Source organism: Paeniglutamicibacter sp. MACA_103 (genome assembly GCF_045798555.1).
In the GTDB taxonomy this organism is placed as follows: domain Bacteria; phylum Actinomycetota; class Actinomycetes; order Actinomycetales; family Micrococcaceae; genus Paeniglutamicibacter.
The window spans coordinates 29,614-55,115 of sequence record NZ_JBIXLN010000017.1 but is presented as its reverse complement, the minus strand read 5'-3'; the positions used below and the strand labels follow the sequence as shown (position 1 = coordinate 55,115).

Annotated in this window: 23 protein-coding genes; 14 read left to right on the top strand and 9 right to left on the bottom strand. The window is 65.2% G+C overall.

Annotation, left to right across the window (positions count from 1 at the left end):
• The first annotated feature begins 138 nt into the window (after nucleotides 1-138).
• Entirely contained in the window at nucleotides 139-492 is a 354-nt protein-coding gene (locus ACIPVK_RS10010; protein ID WP_407611828.1) for an ArsR/SmtB family transcription factor, read from the top strand.
• A gap of 78 nt (nucleotides 493-570) precedes the next feature.
• Here ACIPVK_RS10010 and ACIPVK_RS10005 read toward each other — a convergent pair whose 3' ends face one another.
• Together ACIPVK_RS10005 and ACIPVK_RS10000 are read right to left on the bottom strand one after the other, a co-directional pair.
• Nucleotides 571-2,199, bottom strand: coding sequence for a BCCT family transporter (locus ACIPVK_RS10005; protein WP_407611827.1), 1,629 nt, complete (start codon nucleotides 2,197-2,199; stop codon nucleotides 571-573).
• A 73-nt stretch (nucleotides 2,200-2,272) separates the two neighbouring features.
• Nucleotides 2,273-3,256, bottom strand: coding sequence for a flavin reductase (locus ACIPVK_RS10000; protein WP_407611862.1), 984 nt, complete (start codon nucleotides 3,254-3,256; stop codon nucleotides 2,273-2,275).
• 111 nt (nucleotides 3,257-3,367) lie between these two features.
• On the opposite strand from ACIPVK_RS10000, the gene ACIPVK_RS09995 reads away from it, so the two are divergent.
• Nucleotides 3,368-4,048: a GntR family transcriptional regulator gene (locus tag ACIPVK_RS09995; protein WP_407611826.1), complete on the top strand. Its 681-nt coding sequence runs from the start codon at nucleotides 3,368-3,370 to the stop codon at nucleotides 4,046-4,048.
• Nucleotides 4,049-4,206: 158 nt separating this feature from the next.
• On the opposite strand, the gene ACIPVK_RS09990 is transcribed toward ACIPVK_RS09995, so the two are convergent.
• Nucleotides 4,207-4,803 carry a cysteine hydrolase family protein gene (locus ACIPVK_RS09990; protein ID WP_407611825.1) on the bottom strand — a complete coding sequence of 199 codons (597 nt, stop codon included), beginning with the start codon at nucleotides 4,801-4,803 and terminating at the stop codon, nucleotides 4,207-4,209.
• A 1-nt stretch (nucleotide 4,804) separates the two neighbouring features.
• Nucleotides 4,805-6,238, bottom strand: coding sequence for a purine-cytosine permease family protein (locus tag ACIPVK_RS09985; protein WP_407611824.1), 1,434 nt, complete (start codon nucleotides 6,236-6,238; stop codon nucleotides 4,805-4,807).
• 1,015 nt (nucleotides 6,239-7,253) lie between these two features.
• On the opposite strand from ACIPVK_RS09985, the gene ACIPVK_RS09980 reads away from it, so the two are divergent.
• The 6 genes from ACIPVK_RS09980 to ACIPVK_RS09955 are packed head-to-tail and all read left to right on the top strand — an operon-like array spanning nucleotide 7,254 to nucleotide 12,021.
• Nucleotides 7,254-7,922, top strand: coding sequence for an amino acid synthesis family protein (locus ACIPVK_RS09980; RefSeq protein WP_407611823.1), 669 nt, complete (start codon nucleotides 7,254-7,256; stop codon nucleotides 7,920-7,922).
• Complete coding sequence (locus ACIPVK_RS09975; RefSeq protein ID WP_407606878.1) at nucleotides 7,919-8,470, top strand: amino acid synthesis family protein; 552 nt, start codon at nucleotides 7,919-7,921, stop codon at nucleotides 8,468-8,470. Before ACIPVK_RS09980 ends, ACIPVK_RS09975 begins: the two co-directional genes overlap by 4 nt.
• 15 nt (nucleotides 8,471-8,485) lie before the next feature.
• Nucleotides 8,486-9,223, top strand: a complete 738-nt coding sequence (locus ACIPVK_RS09970; RefSeq protein ID WP_407611822.1) for an alpha/beta fold hydrolase — start codon at nucleotides 8,486-8,488, stop codon at nucleotides 9,221-9,223.
• Between the two features lie 3 nt (nucleotides 9,224-9,226).
• Nucleotides 9,227-10,711 (top strand): aldehyde dehydrogenase, encoded by a 1,485-nt coding sequence (locus ACIPVK_RS09965; protein ID WP_407611821.1) that lies wholly within the window; start codon nucleotides 9,227-9,229, stop codon nucleotides 10,709-10,711.
• A 14-nt stretch (nucleotides 10,712-10,725) separates the two neighbouring features.
• Nucleotides 10,726-10,932, top strand: a complete 207-nt coding sequence (locus ACIPVK_RS09960; RefSeq protein WP_407611820.1) for a 4-oxalocrotonate tautomerase family protein — start codon at nucleotides 10,726-10,728, stop codon at nucleotides 10,930-10,932.
• A gap of 18 nt (nucleotides 10,933-10,950) precedes the next feature.
• Entirely contained in the window at nucleotides 10,951-12,021 is a 1,071-nt protein-coding gene (locus tag ACIPVK_RS09955; RefSeq protein WP_407611819.1) for an LLM class flavin-dependent oxidoreductase, read from the top strand.
• 244 nt (nucleotides 12,022-12,265) lie between these two features.
• On the opposite strand, the gene ACIPVK_RS09950 is transcribed toward ACIPVK_RS09955, so the two are convergent.
• On the bottom strand, nucleotides 12,266-13,366 hold the full coding sequence (locus ACIPVK_RS09950) for an NADH:flavin oxidoreductase/NADH oxidase (RefSeq protein ID WP_407611818.1): 1,101 nt from the start codon (nucleotides 13,364-13,366) through the stop codon (nucleotides 12,266-12,268).
• A gap of 113 nt (nucleotides 13,367-13,479) precedes the next feature.
• Between ACIPVK_RS09950 and ACIPVK_RS09945 the strand changes: the two genes are divergently transcribed.
• The gene (locus ACIPVK_RS09945; RefSeq protein WP_407611817.1) at nucleotides 13,480-13,791 is read left to right on the top strand and encodes an ArsR/SmtB family transcription factor; all 312 of its coding nucleotides are present in this window, start codon (nucleotides 13,480-13,482) and stop codon (nucleotides 13,789-13,791) included.
• Between the two features lie 100 nt (nucleotides 13,792-13,891).
• Here the strand turns inward: ACIPVK_RS09945 and ACIPVK_RS09940 are convergent, their stop codons facing one another.
• The 4 genes from ACIPVK_RS09940 to ACIPVK_RS09925 all read right to left on the bottom strand — a co-directional run bounded on the left by ACIPVK_RS09940 (nucleotide 13,892) and on the right by ACIPVK_RS09925 (nucleotide 19,388).
• Nucleotides 13,892-16,270 (bottom strand): glycoside hydrolase family 3 N-terminal domain-containing protein, encoded by a 2,379-nt coding sequence (locus ACIPVK_RS09940; protein WP_407611816.1) that lies wholly within the window; start codon nucleotides 16,268-16,270, stop codon nucleotides 13,892-13,894.
• A gap of 393 nt (nucleotides 16,271-16,663) precedes the next feature.
• Nucleotides 16,664-17,974, bottom strand: a complete 1,311-nt coding sequence (locus tag ACIPVK_RS09935; protein ID WP_407611815.1) for a TRAP transporter large permease — start codon at nucleotides 17,972-17,974, stop codon at nucleotides 16,664-16,666.
• Between the two features lie 2 nt (nucleotides 17,975-17,976).
• Complete coding sequence (locus ACIPVK_RS09930) at nucleotides 17,977-18,486, bottom strand: TRAP transporter small permease (RefSeq protein ID WP_407611814.1); 510 nt, start codon at nucleotides 18,484-18,486, stop codon at nucleotides 17,977-17,979.
• A complete protein-coding gene (locus ACIPVK_RS09925; protein ID WP_407611813.1) occupies nucleotides 18,483-19,388 on the bottom strand; it encodes a TRAP transporter substrate-binding protein in 906 nt (301 codons plus the stop codon). The genes ACIPVK_RS09930 and ACIPVK_RS09925 overlap by 4 nt, the downstream gene beginning before the upstream one ends.
• 299 nt (nucleotides 19,389-19,687) lie before the next feature.
• On the opposite strand from ACIPVK_RS09925, the gene ACIPVK_RS09920 reads away from it, so the two are divergent.
• The 5 genes from ACIPVK_RS09920 to ACIPVK_RS09900 all read left to right on the top strand — a co-directional run bounded on the left by ACIPVK_RS09920 (nucleotide 19,688) and on the right by ACIPVK_RS09900 (nucleotide 25,487).
• The gene (locus tag ACIPVK_RS09920) at nucleotides 19,688-20,704 is read left to right on the top strand and encodes a LacI family DNA-binding transcriptional regulator (RefSeq protein ID WP_407611812.1); all 1,017 of its coding nucleotides are present in this window, start codon (nucleotides 19,688-19,690) and stop codon (nucleotides 20,702-20,704) included.
• 82 nt (nucleotides 20,705-20,786) lie between these two features.
• Nucleotides 20,787-22,196 (top strand): glucuronate isomerase, encoded by a 1,410-nt coding sequence (gene uxaC, locus ACIPVK_RS09915; RefSeq protein ID WP_407611811.1) that lies wholly within the window; start codon nucleotides 20,787-20,789, stop codon nucleotides 22,194-22,196.
• Nucleotides 22,193-23,647 carry a mannitol dehydrogenase family protein gene (locus ACIPVK_RS09910; protein ID WP_407611810.1) on the top strand — a complete coding sequence of 485 codons (1,455 nt, stop codon included), beginning with the start codon at nucleotides 22,193-22,195 and terminating at the stop codon, nucleotides 23,645-23,647. Before uxaC ends, ACIPVK_RS09910 begins: the two co-directional genes overlap by 4 nt.
• A gap of 56 nt (nucleotides 23,648-23,703) precedes the next feature.
• Nucleotides 23,704-24,933, top strand: a complete 1,230-nt coding sequence (gene manD, locus ACIPVK_RS09905; protein WP_407611809.1) for a D-mannonate dehydratase ManD — start codon at nucleotides 23,704-23,706, stop codon at nucleotides 24,931-24,933.
• Nucleotides 24,930-25,487, top strand: a complete 558-nt coding sequence (locus tag ACIPVK_RS09900; protein ID WP_407611808.1) for a gluconokinase — start codon at nucleotides 24,930-24,932, stop codon at nucleotides 25,485-25,487. Before manD ends, ACIPVK_RS09900 begins: the two co-directional genes overlap by 4 nt.
• The last annotated feature ends 15 nt before the right edge of the window (nucleotides 25,488-25,502 follow it).

Sequence of the window (25,502 nt, the reverse complement as noted above, 5' to 3'; positions counted from 1 at the left end):
CCTTTCGCTGGGGTCACCGGTGTGTGAATCGGGTGTTTCCCCTACCTTACATCTGTCCAGGCAGACAGATAACGGGTCGGGGGCGGCGGCCCGGTGAGATCGAGCACCAGCCAAGGACGCGGGACGGGAGGGCGGCACATGCCGGAAACGGAACACAGCAAGATCGGGGCGGACGCGGTGGCCGCCTCCGAGCAGAACATGCCCGACTGGATCGACGTCTTTGCCTTGGTCGCGGATGCCACCCGGATGAAGATCCTCATCGCCATGCATGCGGCCCCGGACTCCTCGGTCAGCCAGTTGGCTGCCGCCACGTCCCTGGGCGCGAACACCGTGACCCAGGCGCTGGCAACGCTGCACAAGGCCGGCGTGGTGGGCGTGCGTGCCGACGGGCGCTACCGGCGCTGGACCCTGACCCACCCCGAGGTCCACAGGCTGTTGCACCAGATGCAGGCGCCGCATTCGCCCCTGCACCCCGAGCACCCGGAGCACTAGCGGGCACAGCAACGAAAGCCGCCCCGGCGGCAGCGATGGCTGCCGACGGGGCGGTTGATTCCTCGGGTCGTGCGAAGATTACTGCTCTGGCTTCTGCCCTTGTCCGTACACGGTCTTTCGCAGGTCGAACCTGGACTTTCGCAACACGTCGAACTCCGGATCCTTGCGCAGCTCCATGGTCAGCGATATCCCCAGAAGGGCCACGATGATGGTGAAGGGCAATGCGGACAGCATCGCCGCCTGTTGCAAGGCTGCCAGCCCGCCGACCAACAGGAGGAGCACTGCACTGACACCGGTCAGAACGCCCCAAAGGGTCAACACCGGCCGGGTCGGTGACAGGTGTCCCTTGCTGGACATCATGCTCAACACATAGGTGTTCGCATCGGCCCCCGAGATGAAGAACAGGGCCACTAGAATCATGGTGACCACGGACGTGATCTGAACCAGGGGCAGCTCGTTGAGCATCGCGAAGAATGCCGAGTTCAGGTTTTCCGCGGTTTGCGCAGCGATGGGGGCGCCGTCCATCTCGAATTTGATGGCGGTTCCGCCGAAGATGGTAAACCACGCGAAGAACACCAGACTGGGGACGCCCAAGACGCCCGCCACGAACTGTCGGATGGTCCGGCCCTTGGAGATCTTCGCCAGGAAGACTCCGACGAATGCGCCCCAGCTGAGCCACCAAGCCATCATGAAGTAGGTCCACCACTGCATCCACTGAAGGTCATCGGGGGTGGACGGGGTGATCAGGGAAACCTGGAAGAAATCGCTGACGTATTGCCCGATGGAGCGAAAGAAGATATTGCCGATGAAGCTGGTCGGGCCCATCAGCAGGACGAAAAGTGCGAGGCCGGCCGAAAGGGCCATGGTGACCTGGCTGATGTACTTGATGCCGCGATCAACCCCCGAAAGCGCCGAAAGCGTGAATAGGACGGTGATGATGGCGATGATTATTACTTGGACACTCAGTCCGGTTGGCAGCCCGAAGACCCGGTTCAGCCCTTCTTCGATCTGAGCGGCACCCAGGCCAAGGGACGTTGTGGTTCCGAACAGCGTTGCCAGGATGGCAAATACATCGACGAGCTTTCCGAACCAGCCATCCACCAGTCGTCCCAGCACGGGGCGCAACATGGGAGATACCAGTCCCGGGCGCCCCTTGCGGTGGGTTGAATAACCGATGGCCAGACCAAAGACGCCGAATACCGCCCAAGCATGGGGGCCCCAGTCGAAGAAGCTGAATTGCAGCGCCCGCACGGCGGCAGCCATGGTCCCGGGCTCTTCCAGGGCGTGCGGGGGAGCCATGAAGTGGGTGATCGGTTCGGCGACGCCGTAGCTGATCAGGCCGATCCCCATCACGGCCGAGAGGATCATTGCGAGCCAGGCCCACGTTGAGAATTCCGGCCTGTCGTCGTTTGAGCCGAGCCGGATGCTGCCATAGCGGCTCGCGCCCAAGTAGACCATCAGGCCGATGCATCCCAGCGTTACCAGCAGATAGCTCCAGCCGACGGATTGTGCAATCCAGTCCATGCTGTTGGTCATGAGGTTGCCCAGGCTTTCTGGCGAAATGCTGGCCCAGAGCAGGAACCCAGCGAGAAGGACCAGGGATGCTCCGAACACGGCACCTACCCGGGGCTTGTCGGGGCGCCGTGACGCTGGGTTCGGCTGAGTCGGACCCGGACTGGACTTCTTGACCAGTATCTTCTCGACCATGGTGGTCTCCTGCTTCTCTGCTGTGGTCCGCCGGAACGTGCGGTCCGTTTAGTTGGTGGTGCTCTGGCCAGGTCTAGAGGGAAGCCAGGTTTGCGCCGTCGTAGAAACGCCCCGCCTTGTAGACCATGGGTTCGATGTCGGTGCCTTCGGCATGGCGAACGCGGCAGACGAAGATCGTGTGCGTCTTCGCCTGGAAGCGCTCGCGGATTTCCGCCTCGATCATGGCCGATGAGGAGTCGATCAACGGGCTGCCTTCCGGGCCTTGGTGCCACTCGATGTCCGCGAACTTGTCGCTCGACTTCGAGGCAAAGGTGGATACGGTGCCCTTCTGTTCGCGGGAGAGGATATTGATTCCCAGGTGGGTGGAGGCGAACAGCGCCGGGTACGTCGACGATGTCTTCTGCACGCACACCATGACCAGCGGCGGTTCCAGGGAGATCGAGGAGTAGGCGTTGACTGCAAGGCCCTTGGGCTTTCCGTCCTCCATCGTGGTCACCACGGTCACCCCGGTGACAAACTGGCGGTTGAACGCCTTCATCGCCTCAAGATCGGGTTCCCCCGACAGATCTGCCATCACGACTTCCGCTTCCGGTGCCTTCTCTGCGGCAATCGCATCGGATAGCGAGCGGATTCCGAGTGAGTTGAGCAGTTCGGTCCCGTCCCAGGTGACGGTTTCACGGTGAATCAGGCCGTCGCGCAGATCAACTTGATTCGATCCCTGGGTCACCACTGACTTGCCGGTGGCGGGCACGCCGAGGAACGTTTCGGTGTGCGTGCCGGTGGTCTTCCAGAAGATGGCCGCCCGCTCGCCATCTACCAAGATCGAGTCAATGGTGGTGGTCAGGTCGGGGAATCCTTGGCGAATGGCACGAATCTCCTCTTGGTACTGGTCCAGGGTCATCGACGATCCGCCCGATTTGCCGTGACGGGTGTAATCGGAGGTGGAGATGGCGTTAAGAGCTTCCACTTCGCCGCGATCCCAAGCGGCGGTCCAAGCGTCCTTCAGAGTGTCTTCAAATATCTGTTGCATACTAGAGACTGTAATCCCCGTCACCATATGCGTCAACCGGTCCGTGAATCTTTCTCATAACTCACGTAATCTATGGGGTTTTACTCGAAGAGTCGGGAGCAAATTGACTTGATCTTGCATGCATCGTAGTGTTCTTGTATGCAAGGAATAGCGGAAGTCAGCAATCTCGGGGCACCACCCCCTTCGGACGACTCATTGCTTGCCCGGATACGGGATTTGGTGCTTGGGGGAACTTATCCTCCCGGTGAGCCGCTCTCCGAAATTTTCCTGGCGCAGCAGTTCGACGTCAGCCGGACCCCGGTGCGTGAGGCGCTGAAGCAGCTCGAGCGAGAGGGCCTGATTGAAATCAGGCCCAAGGTCGGGACGTACGTCCGTGAACCCACCAAGCGGGAAATCGTAGAACTCTTCCAGCTCAAGGAAGGTCTGGAGGGCCTGGCCGCCGGCCTGATGGCGCGGCGAGGCAGGACGCCCAGTCTTGAATTCCTGGAGAAGAACGTCAAGGCCTCGGAAGCCGCCGCTGCAGCCCGCGACTCGGAACGCTACGCCCAGCTGGTGCATGAGTTCCACTGGGCCCTGGTCAATGGTTCTGACAACACCAAATTGGTCGAACACTACAGGCTGCTCATGAACCAGCTGGCCTTCCATCGCCTGGTCCTCAAGACGGTCGAGAATCCCCGGCGGATTTCGGCGTCCAGCGGCGAGCACCGACTGGTGCTGCAGATGATCCAGGACAAGGACCACTTCGGGGCCGAAGCCGCGATGCGAAACCACGTCTACGCATCGGCCCGCGAATTGCTGGGCGGAAACCGCGACTCGTAGCGCCTGGAATGGATGGGTGCCGCACCCGCCATCGGACGCGGACGCCCTGAACCGCCCCCGGCGCATGGAAACGGCCGTGACGGGAAGACCAATACTGGTTCATCCCGGCACGGCCGTTTCGTCGGTTCCAGGTCCAGCCCGGGATCCCGAAGGCTGGCCTAGCAGGGTACTTTCGCCACGGATGCGACGCTGTCCAGCAGGTCCGCAGTATCCACAACGCTGACCATCGGGGATAACAGCTTCACGAGGCCTATCGCCTGGTCGTGGGCCTCGGGTGTCGCCCCGCCGCACGCGTCGGCCACCAAGGTGACGCGTTTTCCAGCATCGACGGCACCGAGCACCGTTGAGAGCACGCAGCAGTCCGTGGCGACGCCACATACGATCAGATGTTCCTGGTTTTCTGTCAACGAGGCAAGTTCCGGACCCCACTTTGAGAACGTTGGCAAGGTCAAGACCCGGTCGTGGGCCTTCACCGGCAGGGTCAAGCCCCACTCCGCCGCTCCGGGCTCCAACCGGCAGGAGTCCCACCTGTCGTAGTAGGCTCCCCAGCTGCCGTGTTCCCCGGCGTCCCGGACGAACTTCGTCCAGATGACGTTCGAGGGGAACCTGGCAACCAGCTGGCCGACTCGTGAAGCCGCCTGCTCGTACGTCGATACGTGCCATTGGCTGTGTGGGTCCTGGAAGATCACCTGCATGTCGATGGCCACGAGTGCCGTATCGGCATGGGGGGTGCTCCCCGGAGAATTCCAGGTCATGTTACTTGGCCTCCGCAGTCTCGGATCGTGCAACGCTCGCTGCCTGGTTTCGGCCGGCGGTGCGCATGAAGGGCAGTACGGGTAGACGGTACAGCAACAGGAATGCAATCGTCGAAGCGATGGCTCCGGTGACGAAGCCGAGGTCTCCCCATGCCACGAACGTATTGGCCAGCGGCCCGGTCCACAAGCTGGTGTTCCAGAACAGGGACGAGACGAAGCATCCGACGATCCAGGCCACGAAACCCCACTCGATCGCACGGCGGTTGTCGAATAGTTCCGTGACGGCGAGCGTGAGGTTTCGGCGCATGCGCAGGTAGTAGTCCAGCAACAAGATGGTGCTGAACGGAACGACCAGGTAGGCCAGGACCGAGAGGAAGTCGTAGAAGTTGCCGTAGGGATTGGTTTGCATCAGCAGCGTGATCCACAGGCTGATTGCGGCAATCAGGATCACTCCGACGACGCGGTTGACCGGGACGCGAATGGTGAGCAGCGAGAGGGAACCGCCGTAGAGGTTCATTGCACTGACCGGCAGAGTGGAGAGCACCACGGTGATCATGGCCACCGGCGCCCAGGAGCCGGTGAGTTCGGCCAGCGCCGCGATAGCATCCAGCTCGCCGGCGAAGCTCGACACGAGCACGCCGATGCCACCCAGCCAGACCATGGCGACGAAGCTCCCGGCCGCGGTGTAGGCCATCACCTTGACGTGCGAAGTCCGGCGCGGGAGGTAGCGAGAAAAGTCTGAAGCGAACGGGGTCCACGTCATCACGTAGGCGAAGAAGAATCCGGCGAAGGTTGCCCATCCGGCAAAGCTCCCCATGTACAGGGGCGCCTCGACGTTAACCGCGGCGCTGAAGTCCGCCTCGCGCATCGACAGGACCGTGATGACGGCGAAAAGGACGGCCAGCACCACCGTAGCGATCTTGTTGACGAGGTGGACCAGGTTGTGGCCCCATATGGCGAAGACCGATTGCACCGCGAAAATCAGTGATGCCGCGAGCCAGAAAGGCACGTCGACCAGCATCCGCAGGGCGATCACGGCAAAAACGGTGTTGACGGCGGTCCAGCCGATGGCCGAAACGATGGTCAGCAACGTGATGGGCGCGAAGTTGGCGTAGAAGCCCATGGGCCCCCTGCCCTGGACCTGTTGCGGAACCCCAAGTTTTGTTCCGATACCGGCCAAGACGCCCATGACGATCACGCCCAAAAGGGTTCCGACTGCAACGGCACTCAAACCCTGCCATACCGAAAGGCCGAACATCGAGGAGAAGAACCCTGAGACCATGACGGCCAGGACCATGTTGGCGGCGAACCACAAGGTGAATTGGTTGCGGGAGTGGCCGTGGCGTTCGCCGTCGGGTATTTCCTCGGTAGCGAATGGCTCCGCCTTGGTGAGGGACGTGCCGTACGCGGGTTGCGAGTCATCGTACTGTGACATCGTTGTGTCCTTTGTCTGTGAGTGAATGCGAAATGGCCATGTGTCGGTGCGGGCCTCGTGGGGAGGACCGCACCGACAGGGCCGTGGATCGGCGGGATGGCGCCAGCGGCATCCCCGGTTCGGTTGGCGCCATGTTGCGTGGGTGGCGTCAGCCATTCAGTGATCTGGGCGCGAGGCCCGTGACCGATGGAAGTGGCTTGTCTTGATGTATTCCGTGACAACTGGCCATGCATTGCCTGCTGGCCGCCGGAGGGACTGTCTTCCGGTGCAGGTGTGTGGATCCGGGAACAGTCGATGGCCTGCGGGCTCTAGCCGCGGTACCGGCTCCGATCGGGTGGTGCCGGTATTACGGGATATGGGTTCGCGCGGGCAACTCATATCGGGTGTGCAGATTTCCCGGGACCGGATCTGGAGATCATCCAGGTCCGGTCTTCGACGAAGCAGACCTCCCTGCCTAAGTAGCCCCGCGATCCGCGGTAACGGTCGACGATGGCCCTGGCACGCCAGGCGCCCTGCAAGGTGCCAGCACTGCTGGATCCAAAGCGCCCGTCGCCTGCGAAGCCTGGGTTCGCAAGAAAGTTCTGGATTTGTTGCATGCATCAGATGGTAGCACTTGGTGTGAAGTACGCAACAGTGTGCCCAAATTTCACTGGATACTGATACTTGGGTAGTGACTTCTTGCACACGGACTCCGAAAAGACTACAGTTCTTGTATGCAACACATTGAGTTTGGGCAACACTGGTCTTGAGACGCCTTGACGGCGTCCACAGAGCCGGCGGACTCTTGCTCGCCGGGCAGGGAATGAACTCCCGGGACGCGGTGCGGACATTGGAATCAAGACGCACCCGGATCGGAAGTGCACCGGATACCGCGGGGACACGCCAGACAAGTCAGCCGCTCGGAGCAGGGGAGGCCAGGCAACCGATTGGGCGCAACAAACCGCGACCGATCACGCCCAGGCCCTCCCGAGCCAAGAGTGAACCAACGACGTTATAGACCAGAAAGCTCCAGGACATGACAACAACTCCACTAGCGGTGACTAGAACAGTGGATCTCAGCACCCGTTCGACGCTGGACCGCTATGACGACATTGCCGCAGCCATCGGACTTCGCAAGATCTCCACTTTCAGCGAAGAAATCCCCCATATCGAGGGGGGCTCGATCCTGCGGGCCACCTCGACCGCGGTGATAGCCAACCCGTGGATGGGCACCGGCAACGATTTCGAGCTCGCCCCGGAAGCCGAGCGCATCGCCCCGCTGCTGTCGAAGCTGTTGACCGACCGGCTGCTGGACGTGCTGGGAGGCGCAGGGAAGGTGGAGGCGTTCGGCAAGGCGGCCCTCGTCGGCGCCGGCGGGGAAATCGAACACGCCGGAGCGCTGATCCACACCCCGTACTTCGGGAACCTGATGCGCGAGGCGCTGGAAGGAACGTCCATCCTGTGCTTCGCGGACGGATTCGGCCAGCCGGGTGAAAGGCTGCGGATCCCCATGTGGCACAAGACGGCACCGGCCACCCGAAGCCACTACCAGACCATTGAAATCTTCTTGTCGGATGCGCCAAACGCATCGGAAATCGCCGTAGTCGCGGCCGCATCCACCGGCCCCCGCCCCTTCGCGCGGATCGGGGACCGCAACACCGACATTCCCGTCACCTCCGAGATCCTGAAGGAAATTACACTGTGAAATACCGCAAGCTTGTGACCATCGTTGAGGAAACCGCCCGTGAGGGGGGCCGCGACGTCGACCCCGTCGCACGTGTTGCCATCGTGGCGGCGATCTTCGAGAACCCATGGGCCGGCCAGGGCTTCGTCGAGGACCTGAACGCCGGCATCGACGCCGTTGCCTCCGACCTCGGCGCGCTGTTGGCGCCGAAGGTCATCGAGGCGCTGGGCGCGCCGCTGGAGGCCTATGGCAAGGCCGCCATCGTGGGGCTTGAAGGGGAAATCGAGCACGGTTCCGCACTGATCCACACCCTGAAGTTCGGCAACCACTTCCGCGATGCGGCGCAGGCAACCACCCTGTTGCCGGCAGTGGAAAAGCGCGGCCCGGCAGGGGTGCACTTCGACATCCCCTTGAAGCACTTCACCGACGCGACCATCCGCTCGCACCACCAGAGCATCGAGGTCAGCATCGCCGATGCCCCGCACCCCGGGGAAATTATCATCGCCCTGGCCGCGGCAACGGGCGGACGTCCGCAGCAGCGCCTGGCCGCGCTCTCGACCGAGCTCTAGGAACGGCCGGTAGTGATGGGTGTCCTCGAACCACAGATCGTGCTCCTGCACGGGGTCGGCCTGGACAAGAGCATGTGGAAAACGTTCCAGGCGATCTGCGACCGCCCGACCCTCGCGTTGGACCTGCCGGGCCACGGCGCGCAACTGCCCCTGCGGGAACCGCAATCACTGGAGACCCTGGCGAAGGACGTGATGTCACGGCTGCCCGAAGGGCCGGTCCACCTCGTCGGGTTCTCGCTGGGGGCACTCATCGCCCAATACATCACCCGCTATTCCCCGGAGAAGGCGCTGACGCTGACCTCGGTCAACTCGGTCTGCAAGCGCACGGCCGAGGAAACGGCAGCCGTGGCCCAGCGTCTTGCGACCGCGGGATCGGAATTCGCCACGGGTGTCGACCGGGCCATCGAACGCTGGTTCCCCAGTGCGACAACCAGCGTTCCGGCGGCGCAGGTGCAGGCCGTGCGGAAGGTCCTGGCCGGCAACGACCTGGAATCGTATCTGCACGCCTACCGGGTGTTCGCACATGGCGACCAAGAGATCGCCGGCGAGCTCGGCTCCATCACCCGGCCTTCGCTGGCCATCACCGGCGAGAAAGACCCCGGTTCCACGCCGGAGATGTCCCGGCGACTCGGGCGCTCGATCCCGGGCTGCAAGGTAGTGGTGGTGCCCCAGGCCAGGCATATGCTGCCCATCGAGAACGCGCCGGCCCTTGCTGCCGCCGTGACCACTTTGATCGACAACTCGGAAGGATGACCCGTGACTGACCGCCTCACCCATTTCATCGACGGAGAACACGTCGCCCCGTCGGCGGAAACCTACTTCGCCAGCACCAACCCGGCCACGCTCGAGGTGCTTTACGAGGCCGCCCGCGGCAACGCCGCGGACGTGGACCGGGCGGTCGCCGCAGCGCACCGCACCTTCGAGTCCGCCGCGTGGAAGCGGATCGGGGCCACCGCGCGCGGGCACCTGCTGCGTCGCCTCGGCGACCTGGTCGGCGAGAACGCCGAGCAGCTGGCGATGTGCGAAAGCCTGGACAACGGAAAACTGCTGCGCGAGATGCGCGGGCAGATGCGCATGCTGCCCGAGTACTTCTACTATTACGCCGGGCTGGCCGACAAGATCCAGGGCTCGCAGATCCCGAGCACCAACCCGGACATCCTGAACTACACCCAGCGCGAGGCTCTCGGGGTGGTCGGGGCCATCACCCCGTGGAATTCGCCGTTGACGCTGACCACCTCCAAGATCGCCCCTGCGTTGGCAGCCGGGAACACCGTGGTGATCAAGCCGAGCGAGTACACCTCGCGCACGGTCCTGCTCCTGGCCGAGCTTGCCGACCAGGCCGGATTCCCCGCCGGTGCCATCAACGTGGTGACAGGTCTGGGCGCCGAGGCCGGCGCGGCCCTGGTGAGCCATCCGAAGATTGCCAAGATCTCGTTCACCGGTTCCACCGGGACCGGCTCGCACATCGCCGCCCAAGCGGCCAGCCGGTTCATCGGGTGCACGCTGGAGCTGGGCGGCAAAAGCCCGAACATCGTCTTCGGCGATGCCAATGTGGCGAACGCGGCGATGGGTGTCGTTGCAGGCATCTACGCCGCAGCGGGCCAGACCTGCATCGCCGGCAGCCGGGTCTTTGCGCACAAGTCCGTCTACGACGAACTGCTGGAACGGGTCACCGAGCGGGCCCGCTCGATCCGCATCGGGGATCCGCTGCTGGACGACACGGAGCTTGGACCGCTGGCCTTCGCCGACCAGCTCGAAAAGGTCTCGTCATACGTGAAGATCGGAGCGGCGGAAGGCGCGACGGTGCACACCGGCGGAGGACGCCCGGAGGGCCTCGAGCTGCCCGGCTACTTCTACGAGCCGACCGTGCTGACCGATGTGGACAACGACATGCGCGTGGTGCGGGAGGAAATCTTCGGCCCGGTGGCGGCCATCATGCCCTTCGAACACGAGGACGAGCTGCTCGCCATGGCCAACGACACCGAGTACGGCCTGGCCGCCGGCGTATGGACCCAGAACCTGGCCACGGCGCACCGCGTCGCGCGGAGGCTGGAGGCCGGCACCATTTGGGTCAACACTTACCGGGCCATGTCCCCGATGTCCCCGCGGCAGGGCTTCAAGAGCTCCGGGGTGGGAATCGAACACGGCATCGAGTCGATGTACGAGTACACGCGACTGAAGAGCGTGTGGATCAACACCGACGAGGGCCCGGTGGCCGACCCCTTCGTCATGCGCGGATAGGGCGGAAACCTCCGATGCCTCTGATCGATGTTTCCATCGCCCGGGGCCGCAGCCCGGAACAGCTGCGGGCCTTCATCGACGCGCTGCACCAGGCTGCGGTTTCCACCGTCGACGCAGCACCCGAGAATGTCACCGTAATCGTCAGGGAAGTCGAACGCGCACATTGGTCACGCCAAAACGTGACCATTGCCGAGCGCGACGCTTCTTCTGCAAGCCACTAATTTCTGAAAGGACGCCTGATGCGTTTTTCGCTGTTTGTTCACATGGAGCGCTACGACGATTCCATTTCCTACGAGGACCACTGGGCGAACCTCGTCGAACTGGCCCTCATGGCCGAGGAAGGTGGCTTCGGCACGATCTGGATCGGCGAGCACCACGCGATGGAGTACACCGTCTCGCCGAACCCGCTGCCCCAGCTGGCCTACCTGGCGGCCAAGACCTCGAAGATCAGGCTCGGCTCCGGCACCATCATCGCCCCGTTCTGGAACCCGATCCGTGCCGCCGGGGAACTGGCGCTGCTCGACGTCATCAGCGGCGGCCGCGCCGAAGTGGGCGTGGCACGCGGGGCCTACCAATTCGAGTTCGACCGCATGCTTGGCGGCCTGCCAGCGGCGGACGGCGGCGACCACCTGCGTGAGATCATCCCTGCCATGAAGGCATTGTGGGCCGGGGACTACGCCCACGACGGCAAGGTGTGGCAGTTCCCGACCTCGACGAGCGTCCCGAAGCCGGTGCAGAAGGACCTCCCGGTCTGGGTTGCCGCCCGCAGCCCCGAATCCCACGACTTCGCCGTGGCCACCGGCTGCAATGTCATGGTCACCCCGCTGATGAAGGGCGACGAGGAAGTCGCGTCATTGGTGGAGAAATACGAAACCGCCATTGCCAACCACCCGGAAATCGAACGCCGTCCGGACATCATGGTCCTGCGCCACACCCACGTGCATTCGGAAGCGGACACCGAGGGCTGGCGTCCGGCGGCCGAGGGAATCCAGAAGTTCTACCGTTCCTTCGACGCCTGGTTTGGCAACAAGACCGTCCCGGAAAATGGCTTCCTGGAACCCAGCCCGGTGGAGAAGTTCGAGGTCCGCCCCGAGTTCTCGGTGGAGTCCCTGCACAAGACCGCCATGATCGGCACCCCCGCGGAGGTGATCGAGCGCCTGCGCCGCTACGAGGAGCTGGGAGTCACCGAGTACAGCTTCTGGGCCGACAACACCCTCAGCCATGAGGAAAAGAAGCGCTCACTGGAACTGTTCATCGAGCAGGTCATGCCCGCTTTCAGCGAGCAGGCAGTGCCCGCGCTGAACAAGTAGAAGAACCGCACGAGCACGATCTCCTGCACGACCACTGCCCGAACTGTTTCAACAGGTCGGGCAGTGGTCGTCTAAGCCCCCCCCCGCGAGCCACCGCCCCGGCGTCGGAAGCGGGGGGGCAAAGTCAGTCGGGAGACCAGAAAGGCGCCGCATTCGCCCCTGCACCCCGAGCACCCGGAGCACTGAGGAGCCGGCGGCGTACGGGGCGGAGGCCTTCAGGCGTGACGACCTCCGCCCCGGCGGACTACACGGCGTAGTCGTACTGCAGGATGAAGCGCCCCTCGGCGCCCAGGGCGGCTGCGGCGTTGTTGGCCCAGGACGCATCGCGCAAGAGCGCGCGCCCCAGGAACACCGCGTCGGCCGAGCCGCCGGCGACGAGTTCGTTGGCCTGGACGGGATCGGTGATGCGTCCCACCGCTGCCACGGCCGGCCCGCCGTCCCCGACCGAGTTCCGGATCGCCGCCGCGTTGGCACTCTGGTAATCGACGGTGTGCGGGATGCTGGCCGGAACGAGCCCGCCGGAGGACGCGTCGACGAGGTCGACCCCGCGCTCGTGCGCCCATCCGGCCAGGGTCGTTGAATCCTCCACGGTCCAGGCCTCGCGCTCGTCGTTCGCGTCCTCGGCGACCCAGTCGGTCGAGGAGATCCGCAGGAACACCGGCTTGTCCGCCGGCCACACCGCGCGGACCGCGTCGATGGCCTCAAGGACAATGCGGGCCCGGTTTTCCAGGGGGCCGCCGTAGGCGTCGGTGCGCTTGTTGCTCAGTGGGGACAGGAAGGAGTGGAGCAGGTAGCCGTGGGCGGCGTGCACCTCGACGACCTCGTATCCCGCGTCCAGGGCGCGCCGCGCCGCCGATCCCCAGGCCTCGACGACGTCCTTGATATCGGCAATGGTCATCTCGCCGGGGGTGGGCAGGCCGGGGAACTGAACGGCGCTCGGAGCCAGGGTGTCCCAGCCTCCCTGGGCCGGGGAGACCGGGTCGCCGCCGAGCCATGGGCGCTCGATGGATGCCTTGCGGCCGGCGTGGGCGAGCTGAAGCCCGGCCACGGCACCGGTGGAGGCGATGGCATCGACCAGTCGGCGGTGCGCCTCGACCTGGCCGTTGTTCCAGAGCCCCAGGTCGAATGGTGAGATGCGCCCCTCGGGCCTGACGCCGGTCGCCTCGACCAGCACCAGGCCGACGCCGCCGGCCGCGCGGGATGCGTAGTGGGCCAGGTGGAAGTCGTTGGGTTGGCCGATCCCCGCGCCGTCGGGGAGTGCCGAGTAGGTGCACATGGGGGACATCCAGGCGCGGTTGGAAAAAGTGGTGCCACGGATCGTGAACGGCTCGAACAGCTGGGTCATGTGGTGGACTCCTTCGGGTTGGTACGATGGATTACGTACTACCCCCTGAATGCTAGTCCGATCATCGTCGTACTACCAATCAATGTGTCGTTGACGGAAGGAATGAAGGCGCCATGCGAACCCTTGAGCACCCGGAGCCGGAAACGCTGCGCCTGGAAACGGTGCTTGCCGCGCTCGCCGACCCGGTGCGACTGAGGATTGTGCGGCAGCTGGCCGGTGGCCACGAAGACCAGGCCTGCATTGCCTTCGAGTTGCCGGTGACCAAGTCGACCTCGACCCACCACTTCCGGGTGCTACGGGAGTCGGGTGTCATCACCCAGCACTATCGCGGAACCGCGATCTTGAGCAACCTTCGTGCCCAGGTGCTCAACGAGCGTTTCCCCGGGCTGCTGGATGCGGTGTTGCGGGCCGACGCCCAGGCCTGATGCCCTCCGGCCAGGGGTCGTGCAGCCGCAAAGCGGAAGGCATCCACCCCGATGCGGGGTGGATGCCTTCCGCTACTGCTTCAGCATCGTGCGGCGGGGATCAGTACCCCAGGCCGAAGCCGAACGGGTAGAGCTCGCCGTCCGTGGTCTCCTTGTAGCCGGGCAGGTCGCTGAACTGCTCGCGGATCGCCTCGGCAGTTCCGGCCAGCGCGAACGGCATCCGGCCCTGCGGGGCGACCTTGCCCGAGAGGACGTCCAGCAGGGCGGTGTCGCTCATGCCGAATCCGGCCACGATCGCACCGGCGTCACGCAGGCCGCTGGCCTCGTCCATGACGAACGGCTGGCGGAAGTAGACGTGCAGGACCACCTTGGACGGGTCCTCGACCTCGCTCATGACCTGCTTGATGGTGTCCAGCGACGGGGTGATCTCCCACGACTCGGACTCCGCCATGCCGGTGAAGTCCAGGACGCTGGACTCCCACGGCAGCGACCCGCCGAAGCGCAGTCCGTCATCGGTGCACTCCTCGGCGCCCTGGGTCACGCAGGCATCCGCGGCGCCGTACGGGCTCTTTCCGTCCAGTCCTTCCACGCCCTCCAGCTTGGAGGGGTTGATGTGCTCGGGGTTCATGCCCGATTCCGGATCGTTGCTGACGTACGAACCGGTGTTCTTGTTGTTCACCGTGATGTTGATCAGGGCGACGTCGCTGTCCGCGGCGCTCGGCCGTGCGGCCGGGTCCTCGGTGTTGCCGTTGGTCACGTTGTAGCCGTAGTCCGCGACCTTCTCTTCGGAGATCTCACCCAGGACGTAAACGTCCGATTCGGGCTTCAGCGGCAGGACCTTGTCTCCGTCTGCCGCTTCCTTGTTCTGCAACAGGACCGCGGACTTGCGCTGCAACTCCAGGCCCACCTCGCGGTTCGCCGCGCTGCCGATCGTGTCGCCGGCGACCGCCGGATCGACGTACGGGTTTTCGAACAGGCCCATGCTGAACAGCGGTTCGGTCAGCCGCGTGGCGGCCAGCGTGATGCGTTCCTCGCTCACCAATCCGGAATCGACCAGGTCGGTGATCGTCTTGACGTCGTGGAATCCGGAGAGGGTGTCGGTGCCGCCGTTGACGGCCGCTGCCACGCGCTCGGGAACGGACTTGTCCTCCAGCCCCCACGCGCGGTCGTTGATGATGCCGGTGTCGGAGTTGACGTAGCCGGCAAAGCCGAGCTTGTCGCGCAGCAGGTCGTTGACGATCTGCTTGGAGAAGGCCATGCCGGTCGAGTCGTAGGTGACCCCGTCGTGCGTGACCTCCACCGGGGCGCCGTAGTACGGCATGATCGAGGAGACACCGGCCTTGATGGCCGCCTCGAAGGGCTTGAGGTGGTAGCCGAAGCCGTCGCCCGGGTAGACCTGGGTCTTGCCGAAGGAGTAGTGGGCATCCAGGCCCAGCTCCTGCGGGCCGCCGCCCGGGAAGTGCTTCATGGTCAGCGCGACGGGGGTTTCCGGGCTCAGCGAGGAGCCTTCCGCATCGAGCGGGCCCTGCAGGGACTGAACGAGCGTGGTCATGATGTTGGAGTTCAGGTCTGCGTCCTCGGTGAACGTTTCGTGCGCGCGGTACCAGCGCGGCTCCGTGGAGAGATCGGCCATGTAGCCGTACATCCCGCGCAGCCCGATGGACTCCCACTCGTCGCCCATGACGTTCGCGAAATCCTCCACCACCGACATGTCGCCGGTGGTGGGCGCCTCGCCGGTGCGCAGCGCTTCCTCGCCGAGTGCCGCGGCGGCAATGCCCGCCTCCTTGGGGAAGGCGGTGAATGCGCCGGCGGATTCGTTGATGCCGGCCCGCGCGTTCGGGTCGATGTGGTTGCGCGCGTTGGACTTGTAGAGCATCGGGATGCCCAGGCGGGTGGCCTCGCCGAGCTCCTGGACGGAGTTCATGTACGTTGCCGCTTCCTGCGGCGTCAGGGACGTGCTGGCCTGGAAGCCGCCGCCGGTTGCGCCGCACACCGCCTGGTCCTCACTGGTGACGGTGTTGCGGAAGATGAAGCGGTGCATCTTCTGGTCGTTGATGTAGCCGGCTGCCGCGGGGTCCAGGGTGCCGCGCGTCTTCGTGACGGGGTCGCAGGCGGCATTGAGCGTGTCGATCAGCATGAGGCCGGACTTCTCCTCCAGCGTCATCAGCGACACCAGGTTCGCCGCGCGCTCGCCGGCGGACAGGCGCCAGTCCTCGTAGGGATCGAGTTTGCCGTTGGCGTTGAGATCCTTGAATGTGCGGCCCTTGACCGTGATGGTGTCCTTGATGCGGACACCGAGCGTCGGCGGCTTTCCGTGGTTGCCTTCATTCTTTTCCACGGCCGCGGGGGCGGGCTTGCCAGTGCCCTCCTGCGGCGGCAGCGCGCTTGCGGACGTCGCCCCCAGGGTGAGTATCAGGGGCAGTGCCAGGGCCGCCGCGGTGCGGCGCCGTTTCGAAGACGGCGGGAACATTCGAGTCATGGTGAGCTCTCCGTTGAGTCAGGGTACGAGTACCGATGACGGGGCCGTTGTGACGCCCGCCATTGGATGCAGATCCACTGTGACGCGAACCACTGTGAAAGTGCACGTGGTTGCCATATATTGCCCTCGATCCACGGGTTTTCCGCCTGCCAAAAGCACCGGTCGGTCACCAAAAAAGCGCCTTTGACATGCTGCGCCGCCTTCATTGGAGTGCAGGGCCGAAGCCCGAAAGGACGCGGGAAACCCGCCGCCGGTTTCGCCGGGAACCCCAGAGGACCGGGGCGGTCTTGGCTCAATTCCTTGACGCAATCCCGGGCTTAAACGAGTGCGGTGCCGGAACCCGTAAATGGTTCCGGCACCGCATCGGCGCCAAGGCGGTTGAAGCGCTCGCCGCTACTCGGCCAGCAGGCCCAGCACGTCCGGCAGCCACATGGACAGTTGCGGGATGAACGTGACGACGAAGAGCATCGCCACCAGGGCCAGGAAGAACGGCACCAGGGCCTTGATGACAGGCTCGGCGCGCAGGCCCGCCACCCGGGCGCCGACGAAGAGCACGTTGCCCACCGGCGGAGTGATAGTACCCAGGCAGAGGTTGAACGTGACCATGATGCCGAAGTGGATCGGGTCCACGCCGAACGTGGTGACGATCGGCAGGAAGATCGGCACGAAGATCAGGATGGCCGGGGTCGGGTCCATGAACGTGCCGACGATCAGCAGGATGACCATGATCAGGATGAGGATCATCGTCGGAGAATCGGTCAGCCCCAGCAAACCGGAGGAGATGGCTCCCGGAATGCCGGAGAAGGCCATGACCCAGGCCATGATCGTGGACACGCCCACCAGCAGCATGACGATCGCGGTGGTCAACGTGGCGTCGATCAGGATGCGCGGAAGGTCACCGACCTTGATGGCCTTGTAGACGAACCCCAGGATCAGGCAGTACACCACGGCGATCGCGGCGGATTCGGTCGGGGTGAAGACGCCGGCCAGGATACCGCCGATGACGATGACGATCATCAGGATCGAGGGCACCGCGCGCCAGATGGTCAGCAGCGCCACCGGCAGGGAGACCTTGGTGTGGTTCTTTAGTTCCGGGCGCTTGCGCACGTAGAGCCACACGACAAGCATGCAGGCCAGGGCCCACAGGATGCCCGGGATATAGCCGGCGACGAAGAGCGTGGCAATCGAGGTGCTGGAGACCAGCGAGTACACGATCAGGGTGTTCGACGGCGGGATCAGCATGCCCGAGGGTGCCGAGGCGATGTTGACGGCCGCGGAGAAGTTCCTGTCGTAGCCTTCCTTGCGCTGGCGCGGGCCGATGACCCCGCCGACGGCTGCGGCCGAGGCGACTGCGGCACCGGAGACCGAGCCGAAGAGGGCGTTGGCCACGACGTTGGTCTGGGCCAGGGAACCCGGGGTGCGTCCGACCAAGACCTTGGCCGCATCGATGAGGCGCCCGGCGATGCCGCCGTTGTTCATCAGCACGCCGGCCAGGATGAAGAACGGGATCGCCAAGAGCGTGAAGGAGTTGATGCCGGTGAACATCCGCTGTGCGGCGACGAAGGAGGCCTTTTCCAGGCCGATAACCGCGGCCACGGCCAGGAAGGCGGAAATGCCCACGGCCACGGCAATCGGGACGCGTGCCAGCAAGAGCACGGCGATGCCGACGACCAGGACTATGCCTGCTACAAGTGCTGCATCCATACCTAGATCGCCTCCCGGATTTCTTCGTCGTTGTCGTTGGGCAGGCCGCGTCCGTGCAGCGCCTCAACCAGGTGGTGGATCGCGTAGAATGCCGTCATGAGCCCGGAGATCGGCAGGGCCAGGTACATGGCGCCGATGTTCAGCGGAAGCCCGGAGATCTTCTGGCTCCAGGTCATGTCGACGCCGCGGATGCCGCCGTAGATCAGCACGAACACCGCGAATAGCAGGATGACGACCTGGACGAAGACCTCGGTGGTGCGCTTCTCATTGATCTTGAGGGCCCGGACCAGGAAGTCCACGGCAATGTGCCCGCGGTCGGAAAAGACGTAGGCGGAACCGAAGAGGGCCAGCCAGACAAAGAGGTACTGGGCCAGGGACGTGGTCCAGGTGGCGGGGGCGTGCATGACCTGGCGGCTAAAGACCTGCCAGCAGACCACCAGCACGAGGGCGCTGAATAGGATGACACACAGCCACTTCAGGGTGGCGTCGAGGACTGCCTTCACCGCGTTCACTTTCCGGCCTCCTTGATGTTGTCGTAGAGTTCGTGGGCCTCATCGCCCTTCAGGGCGCCTTCGACCACGGGGGCCAGTGCCTTGCGGAAAGCCTCTTCGTCGACGTCGTTGAACTTGGTCCCGGAGGCGGTGGCCTTGTCGATGGCGGCCTGGGTGTCCGTCTTCCACAGCTTGACGTGCTCGTCAACGGTCTTCTGCCATTCGGCTTCCAGGATCTCGCGGTCCTGCGGGTTCATCTTCTCCATGAGTTCGGAGTTGATGAGCATGTAGTCCAGGCCCACCAGGTGGCGGGTGCGGGCCACATGCTTTGCGACCTCGTTGTGCTTCTGGGTGACGTAGGAAACCTCGTTGTTCTCGGCGCCGTCAAGCACGCCGGACTGCATCGCGGTGTAGACCTCGCCGTAGGACATCGGGGTGGCGGAGCCGCCCATGGCGTTGACCATCTTGATGTGGATGTCCGATTCCTGGACGCGGACCTTCATGCCGGCCAGGTCCGCCGGCTTCTCGATGGGCCCCTGCGCCGTGTACAGGTTCCGGTCGCCCTGGGTGAGGCCGCCGAGCACCGTGAGGTTCTTGGATTCCTCGAGCGAGGAGAACAGCTCGCCGACGATTCCGGGGTTGCGCAGCACGGAGATCTGGTGCTCGATGCTGTTGAAGACCGTGGGGAGGTTCAGCGTTGCGAAATCCGGGTTCAGGTTTTCCAGCTGGGTGCCCGAGGCGATGGCCATGTCGACCGAGCCGTCGGAAACCAGTTGGATGACCTCCTGCTGGGCGCCGAGGGTCTCGTTGGGGTAGACCTTGATGTCCCAGCGTCCGTCGGTGGCCTGCTTCAGGCGCTCGCCGAATCCGGTCAGGGCAATGTACGAGGGGTGCGACTCTGATTGGTTCAGGGAAAGAACCATGGTCTTTCCCGCTTCTGCGGTCCCCGAGACTCCAGCGGTGCACGCACTTAGACCAAGTACGGCTGCTGATGCCAGGGCGACGGCTCGCAATACGCGAAGTTTCATCTCTGGAGGCTACTTTCCGGCCGGCGAGGGGGCCACGTTGCCCCTTAGCCCTTGCGAGGCGATGCCTGCAACGGCATCTCCCGGCCACATTGACGGTTGCATTGATGATGTACGCCACAACGCACCGCGAGCCAATTGTTGCCACTAGTTGCCACGGACTTTCAACTATCGGCCGGGCGCGCAAGGATGGGAGGGTGAGCCCCCAACCCGAAGAACCCCGTCCGGCAACGATCTACGATGTTGCGCGCATCGTGGGGGTTTCCGCGTCCACCGTTTCGCGGGCCTTTGCGCGTCCCGGCAGGGTCAGTTTTGCCACGGCCGAACGCATCCGCAAGGTCGCCGACGAGATCGGCTACCAGGCGGTGAGCGTGCGCCGCCCGATGGCCCAAGGGCGCAGCCGGCGCGGGACCATTGCCCTGGTGGTGGCCGATATTTCCAACCCGGTCTACTTCGAGATGATCCGCGGTGCCGAGGAGGAAGCCGCCTTGAACGGCTACACCATGCTCCTGGCGCACACCCGGGAATCCGGCGTCATCGAGCGCGAGGCGATCGAGCGCTCCATGGACATCGTGGACGGCATCGTGCTCAGCAGTTCGCGCATGTCCGACGCCGCGATCCGGGCCATGGCCAAGCAAAAGCCCACGGTGGTGATGAACCGCGGGGTCAAGGGTGTGGCCAGCGTGATCACCGACAACGTGCGCGGGGTGCGCCGGGCCATCGAGCACTTCAAGGAACTGGGCCACCAGGAGGTTTCCTACCTGTCCGGCCCCGAGGCCTCGTGGGCGGACTCCATGCGCTGGGGAGCCGTGAAACAGGCGGGCCTGGAGCTCGACGTGCGCATCACCAAGGTCGAATCCGCCGCACCCACCATGGACGGCGGGGCGCGGGCGGCGGACAAGGTTGCCACGGGAAAGGCCACCGCGGTGTTGGCCTACAACGACCAGCTGGCCCTCGGGCTGATGCGCAGGCTGCAGGCCAATGGCTTCGGCATCCCGGAGGATTTCTCGATCATTGGCTTCGACAACTCCTCGGGCGCCTCGTTGATCGTCCCGGGGCTTTCCAGCGTGGCGGCGCCCCTGCACGCCCTGGGGGCCACCGCGGTGCGCAGCCTTTTGGCGATTTCACGGGGCGCCGTTTCCACGCACGAACAGGCCGTGGTGCTGCCGACCCGGCTGGTGCTGCGCGGCTCCACCGCACGCCCCCGCAACTAGGGGAAAACCGCGCCGCGGGACTAGTGGTGCAACTCATGGCAACTTGTTGCCAATACCTGCCACGGATACGGACGATCAATACATGCCTTCCTCGATTGCGAACCACGCCGATCGGCTCCTGCCCGCAGACCCCGGTGTCCGCGAGATAGCCCGGTCGCTCCACAAAGACGTGGAAAACCTGCCCATCATTTCGCCGCATGGCCACGTGGACGCGGCGATGATCGCCAACGACACCCCGTTCCCGGATCCCGCAGCGCTGCTGCTGAGCCCGGACCACTACGTGACCCGCCTGCTGCACGCCAACGGCGTCCCGCTGGAACAGCTTCGCGTCGGCGGCACCTCGGAGGTCAGCGCGCTGGACGCCTGGCGCACCTTCGCCAAGAACTGGAAGGCCTTCGACGGCACCGCATCGGGCTACTGGCTGCGCCAGGAATTCGTCGACGTCTTCGGCATCGACGATCTGGACATCCGCGAGGAAACCGCCGAGGCGACGTTCAACGCGCTGCAGGCGAAGATCGACGAGCCGGGCTTCCGCCCGCGTGCGCTGATGGACTCCTTCAACATCGAGGTCATGGCCACCACGGACGACCCGCTGGACGACCTGGCCGCGCACCGCGCGCTGGCCGACGACGCATCCTTCACCTCCCGCGTGCTGCCGACCTTCCGCCCCGACGCCTACATCAAGTTCTGGGGCGCCGACTTCGCCGCCAAGGCCGACGCGCTGATCCAAGCCGCCGGCCAGGGGGCCACCGGCTACGACGGCTACATGGCCGCGATGGCCAACCGCCGTGCGTACTTCGTCGAGCACGGGGCGGTGTCCTCGGACCACGGCTCGCACTCCGCGGCCACGCTCAAGCTTTCCCGTGACGAGGCAGCCGCGCTCTTTGCCAAGGGCATGGCCGGCACCGCCACCACCGCCGAGGCCTTCGCCTTCGAGGCGCACATGATGTACCAGCAGGCGGCCATGGCAGTTGAAGACGGCCTGGTCATGACCATGCACCCCGGCGTGCACCGCAACACCCACACCGCCACGCTGAACAGGTTTGGCGGCGACACCGGGCACGACATCCCCTTCGCCGTGGACTTCGCCACCGGCCTGCAGCCAATGCTCAACGACTTCGGCACCGCCAAGGGCTTCCACTTCATCCCCTTCACCATCGACGAGACCGTGTTCTCCCGCGAGATCGCACCGCTGGCAGGGTTCTACCCGTCGGTGTTCATCGGGGCGCCCTGGTGGTTCCTGGATGCACCGGATGCGATGATGCGCTTCCGCTCCGCCGTCACCGAGACCGCCGGCTTCTCCCGGTCCTCCGGTTTCATCGACGACACCCGCGCCTTCTGCTCGATCCCGGCTCGTCACGACGCCTCGCGCCGCGTGGAGGCCTCCTTCCTGGCCCGCCTGGTCGCCGAGCACCGGATCACCGAGGAACGCGCGCACGAGATCATCGTCGACATCGTCGACGCCGCACCGCGCCGGGCTTTCAAGCTGTGAGCACCCAAACGAAGGAAACCGTGGAACTGAACCGCACCACCCACCCCGCGCCCAAGGCCGAGGTACGCATGGTGCACATCGGGCTGGGCGCCTTCCACCGCGCCCACCAGGCCTGGTACACCGCCAAGGCGAACGACGGCTGGGGGATCGCCGCGTTCACCGGACGCAGCGCGACCGCCGCCCGGGAGCTCGCCTCGCAGGACGGGTTGTTCACCCTGATCCGCCGCGAGGCGGAGGCCGACAGCTTCGAGGTCATCGATTCCATCGTGGAGGCACACGACGGAAACGACATGGCGGCCCTGACCACCCTGCTGGCCAGCCCGTCCACCGCGATCCTCACCCTGACCATCACCGAGGCCGGCTACAAGATGGCCGCCGGCGCCGGCGAACCGGCGCTGGACCTGGACGACGCGGCGGTGCGGGCCGACATGTCGGTGCTGCGCGAACGCTACGACGCCGGCCTCTTCGCCAGCACTGCGGCGGACTTCGGCCAGCTGAAGCTCTCCACCGCGGCGGCACGGATCCTCGTGGGCCTTGCCGCCCGCCGCTCCGGCGACGGCTGGCCGCTGGCCATTGTCTCCTGCGACAACCTGCCGGGAAACGGAGCGGTCACCCGCGCCGGCATCCTCGGCTTCGCGCAGGCCATCGACACCGAGCTGGCCCGCTGGATCGATGCGAACGTGTCGTTCGTCGACACCTCCATCGACCGCATCACCCCGCGCACCACCGACGCTGACCGCGCCACGGTGGCGGCCGAGACCGGCTTCAGGGATGTGTCCCCGGTGGTCACCGAGCCGTTTTCCTCCTGGGTGCTCTCCGGCGATTTCCCGGCCGGGCGTCCCGCCTGGGAAAAGGCCGGCGCGCAGTTCGTCGCGGACCTGGAGGCCTTCGAGCGCCGCAAGCTGTGGCTGCTCAACGGCGCCCACACGCTCATGTCCTTTGCCGGGCAGCTGCGCGGACACGCCACCGTCGCCGAGGCCCTGGCCGACCCCGCCGTTTCCGGCTGGGTCGAGGAATTCTGGGATGCCGCCTCCGCGCACCTCACCGAGCCGGAACTCAAGGTCCCCGAATACCGCCTGGCCCTGCGCGAACGCTTCGAAAACCCGCGCATCGCCCACTACCTGGCCCAGATCGCCACGGACGGATCGATCAAGCTCGCCGCACGGGCGCTGCCGGTGTTCCGCGCCGAGCAGGCCGCCGGGCGCGACGGCGTCGCGGCCCTGCGCTTGCTGGCGGCCTGGTGCGACCAGTTGGCGGCGCAACGCGCCTCCGGAACGCCGGTCGCGGATGCGAACGCCGCTGCCCTGGAAGCCGTTCTGTCCGATGCCTCCCTTGGCACCGGGACCCCGCAACAGACCGCGGCACTGGTGGCCGTGATCGATGCGGAACTGGCCAAGAACGCCGACACCGTCTCCGCCATCCACGCCCTGCGCGGCCGCTTCACCCACTAACTTTCCTCCCCGTCACCAACGGTGCACCGTTGCACCGCGCATTTGAAAGGATTGCCATGAAAATCATCAAGGCAGAAGTATTTGTGACCAGCCCGTCACGCAACTTTGTGACCCTCAAGGTCACCACCGAATCCGGCCTGGTCGGCATCGGCGACGCAACCGTGAACGGCCGCGAGCTTGCGGTCGCGTCCTACCTCAAGGACCACGTCGCGCAGCTGCTCATCGGCAAGGACGCGCACCGCATCGAGGACACCTGGCAGTTCCTCTACCGCTCCTCCTACTGGCGCCGCGGGCCGATCACCATGGCCGCGATCGCCGCCGTGGACATGGCCCTGTGGGACATCAAGGGCAAGGCCGCGAACATGCCGGTCTACCAGCTGCTGGGCGGCGCCTCGCGCAACGGCCTGCGCGCCTACGGCCACGCCTCGGGCACCGACACCGAGCAGCTCTTCGACTCGATCCGCGAGCACCTGGAACTGGGCTACAAGTCCATCCGCGTGCAGACCGCCGTCCCGGGCATCAAGGCCGTCTACGGCGTTGCCGCCCAAACCCAGGCCTCGGGCGAACGCTACGACTACGAGCCCGCCGGCCGCGGCGCCTACCCGGTGGAAGAGGACTGGGACACCCGCGCCTACCTGCGCCACCTTCCGACCGTCTTCGAGGCCGTGCGCAACGAATTCGGCCCCGAGATCCCGCTGCTGCACGACGGCCACCACCGCATGACCCCGATCCAGGCCGCCAAGCTCGGCAAGTCGCTGGAGCCCTACGACCTGTTCTGGCTCGAGGACTGCACCCCGGGCGAGAACCAGGAGGCGCTGCGCCTGGTCCGCCAGCACACCACCACCCCGATCGCCATCGGCGAGGTCTTCAACACGGTCTACGACTTCCAGTCGCTGATCAAGGAACAGCTCATCGACTACGTGCGCGCCGCCTCCACCCACTTCGGCGGCATCTCGCCGCTGAAGAAGGTCATGGACTACGCCGCCCAGTACCAGGTCAAGTCCGGCTTCCACGGCCCGACCGACATCTCCCCGGTGGGCTTCGCCGCCCAGCTGCACGTGGGCCTGGCCATCCACAACTACGGCATCCAGGAGTACATGCAGCACTCGGACGCCACCAACACGGTCTTCGAGCAGTCGATGACCTTCGAGGACGGCTACCTGCACCCGGGCAACAAGCCGGGCCTGGGCGTCGAGTTCAACGAGGAAGCCGCGCTGTCCTACCCGTACCAGCAGGCCTACCTGCCCTACAACCGTCTCATCGACGGCACCGTCCACGACTGGTGAGCGCGCACGTCATGGAAGCCGTCGCGCACGGCGTGGAAACGCAGAAGTCCACCATGCTGCACCGGGTCATCGTCATGGGTGTCTCCGGCTGCGGCAAGTCCACCGTGGGCGAGCTGCTGGGCGCGGAGCTGGGGGCGGGATTCCTCGACGGGGATTCCCTGCACCCGGCCGCCAACATCGAGAAGATGGCCGCAGGTCACCCGCTGGACGACGAGGACCGCGAACCGTGGCTGCGCGAGGTCGGCGAACGCCTCGGCTCGGCCGAATCCGGATCGATGGTCATCGCCTGCTCGGCGCTCAAGCGCAAGTACCGCGACCTGATCCGGGCGCAGGCCCCGGGCACGGTGTTCATCCACCTGCACGGCACCGTCGAACTGCTCACCGAACGCATGAGCGCCCGCCCCGGGCACTTCATGCCGGTGGGCCTGCTCGAATCCCAGCTGGCCACGCTTGAGCCGCTGGAGAGCGACGAAGCCGGAGTGGTGCTGGACATCGCGGCCACGCCGGCACAGCTGGCGCAGGAAGCCGCCGCCTGGTTGGACGCGCGCGCCTGATTCCACGCGCCAAGG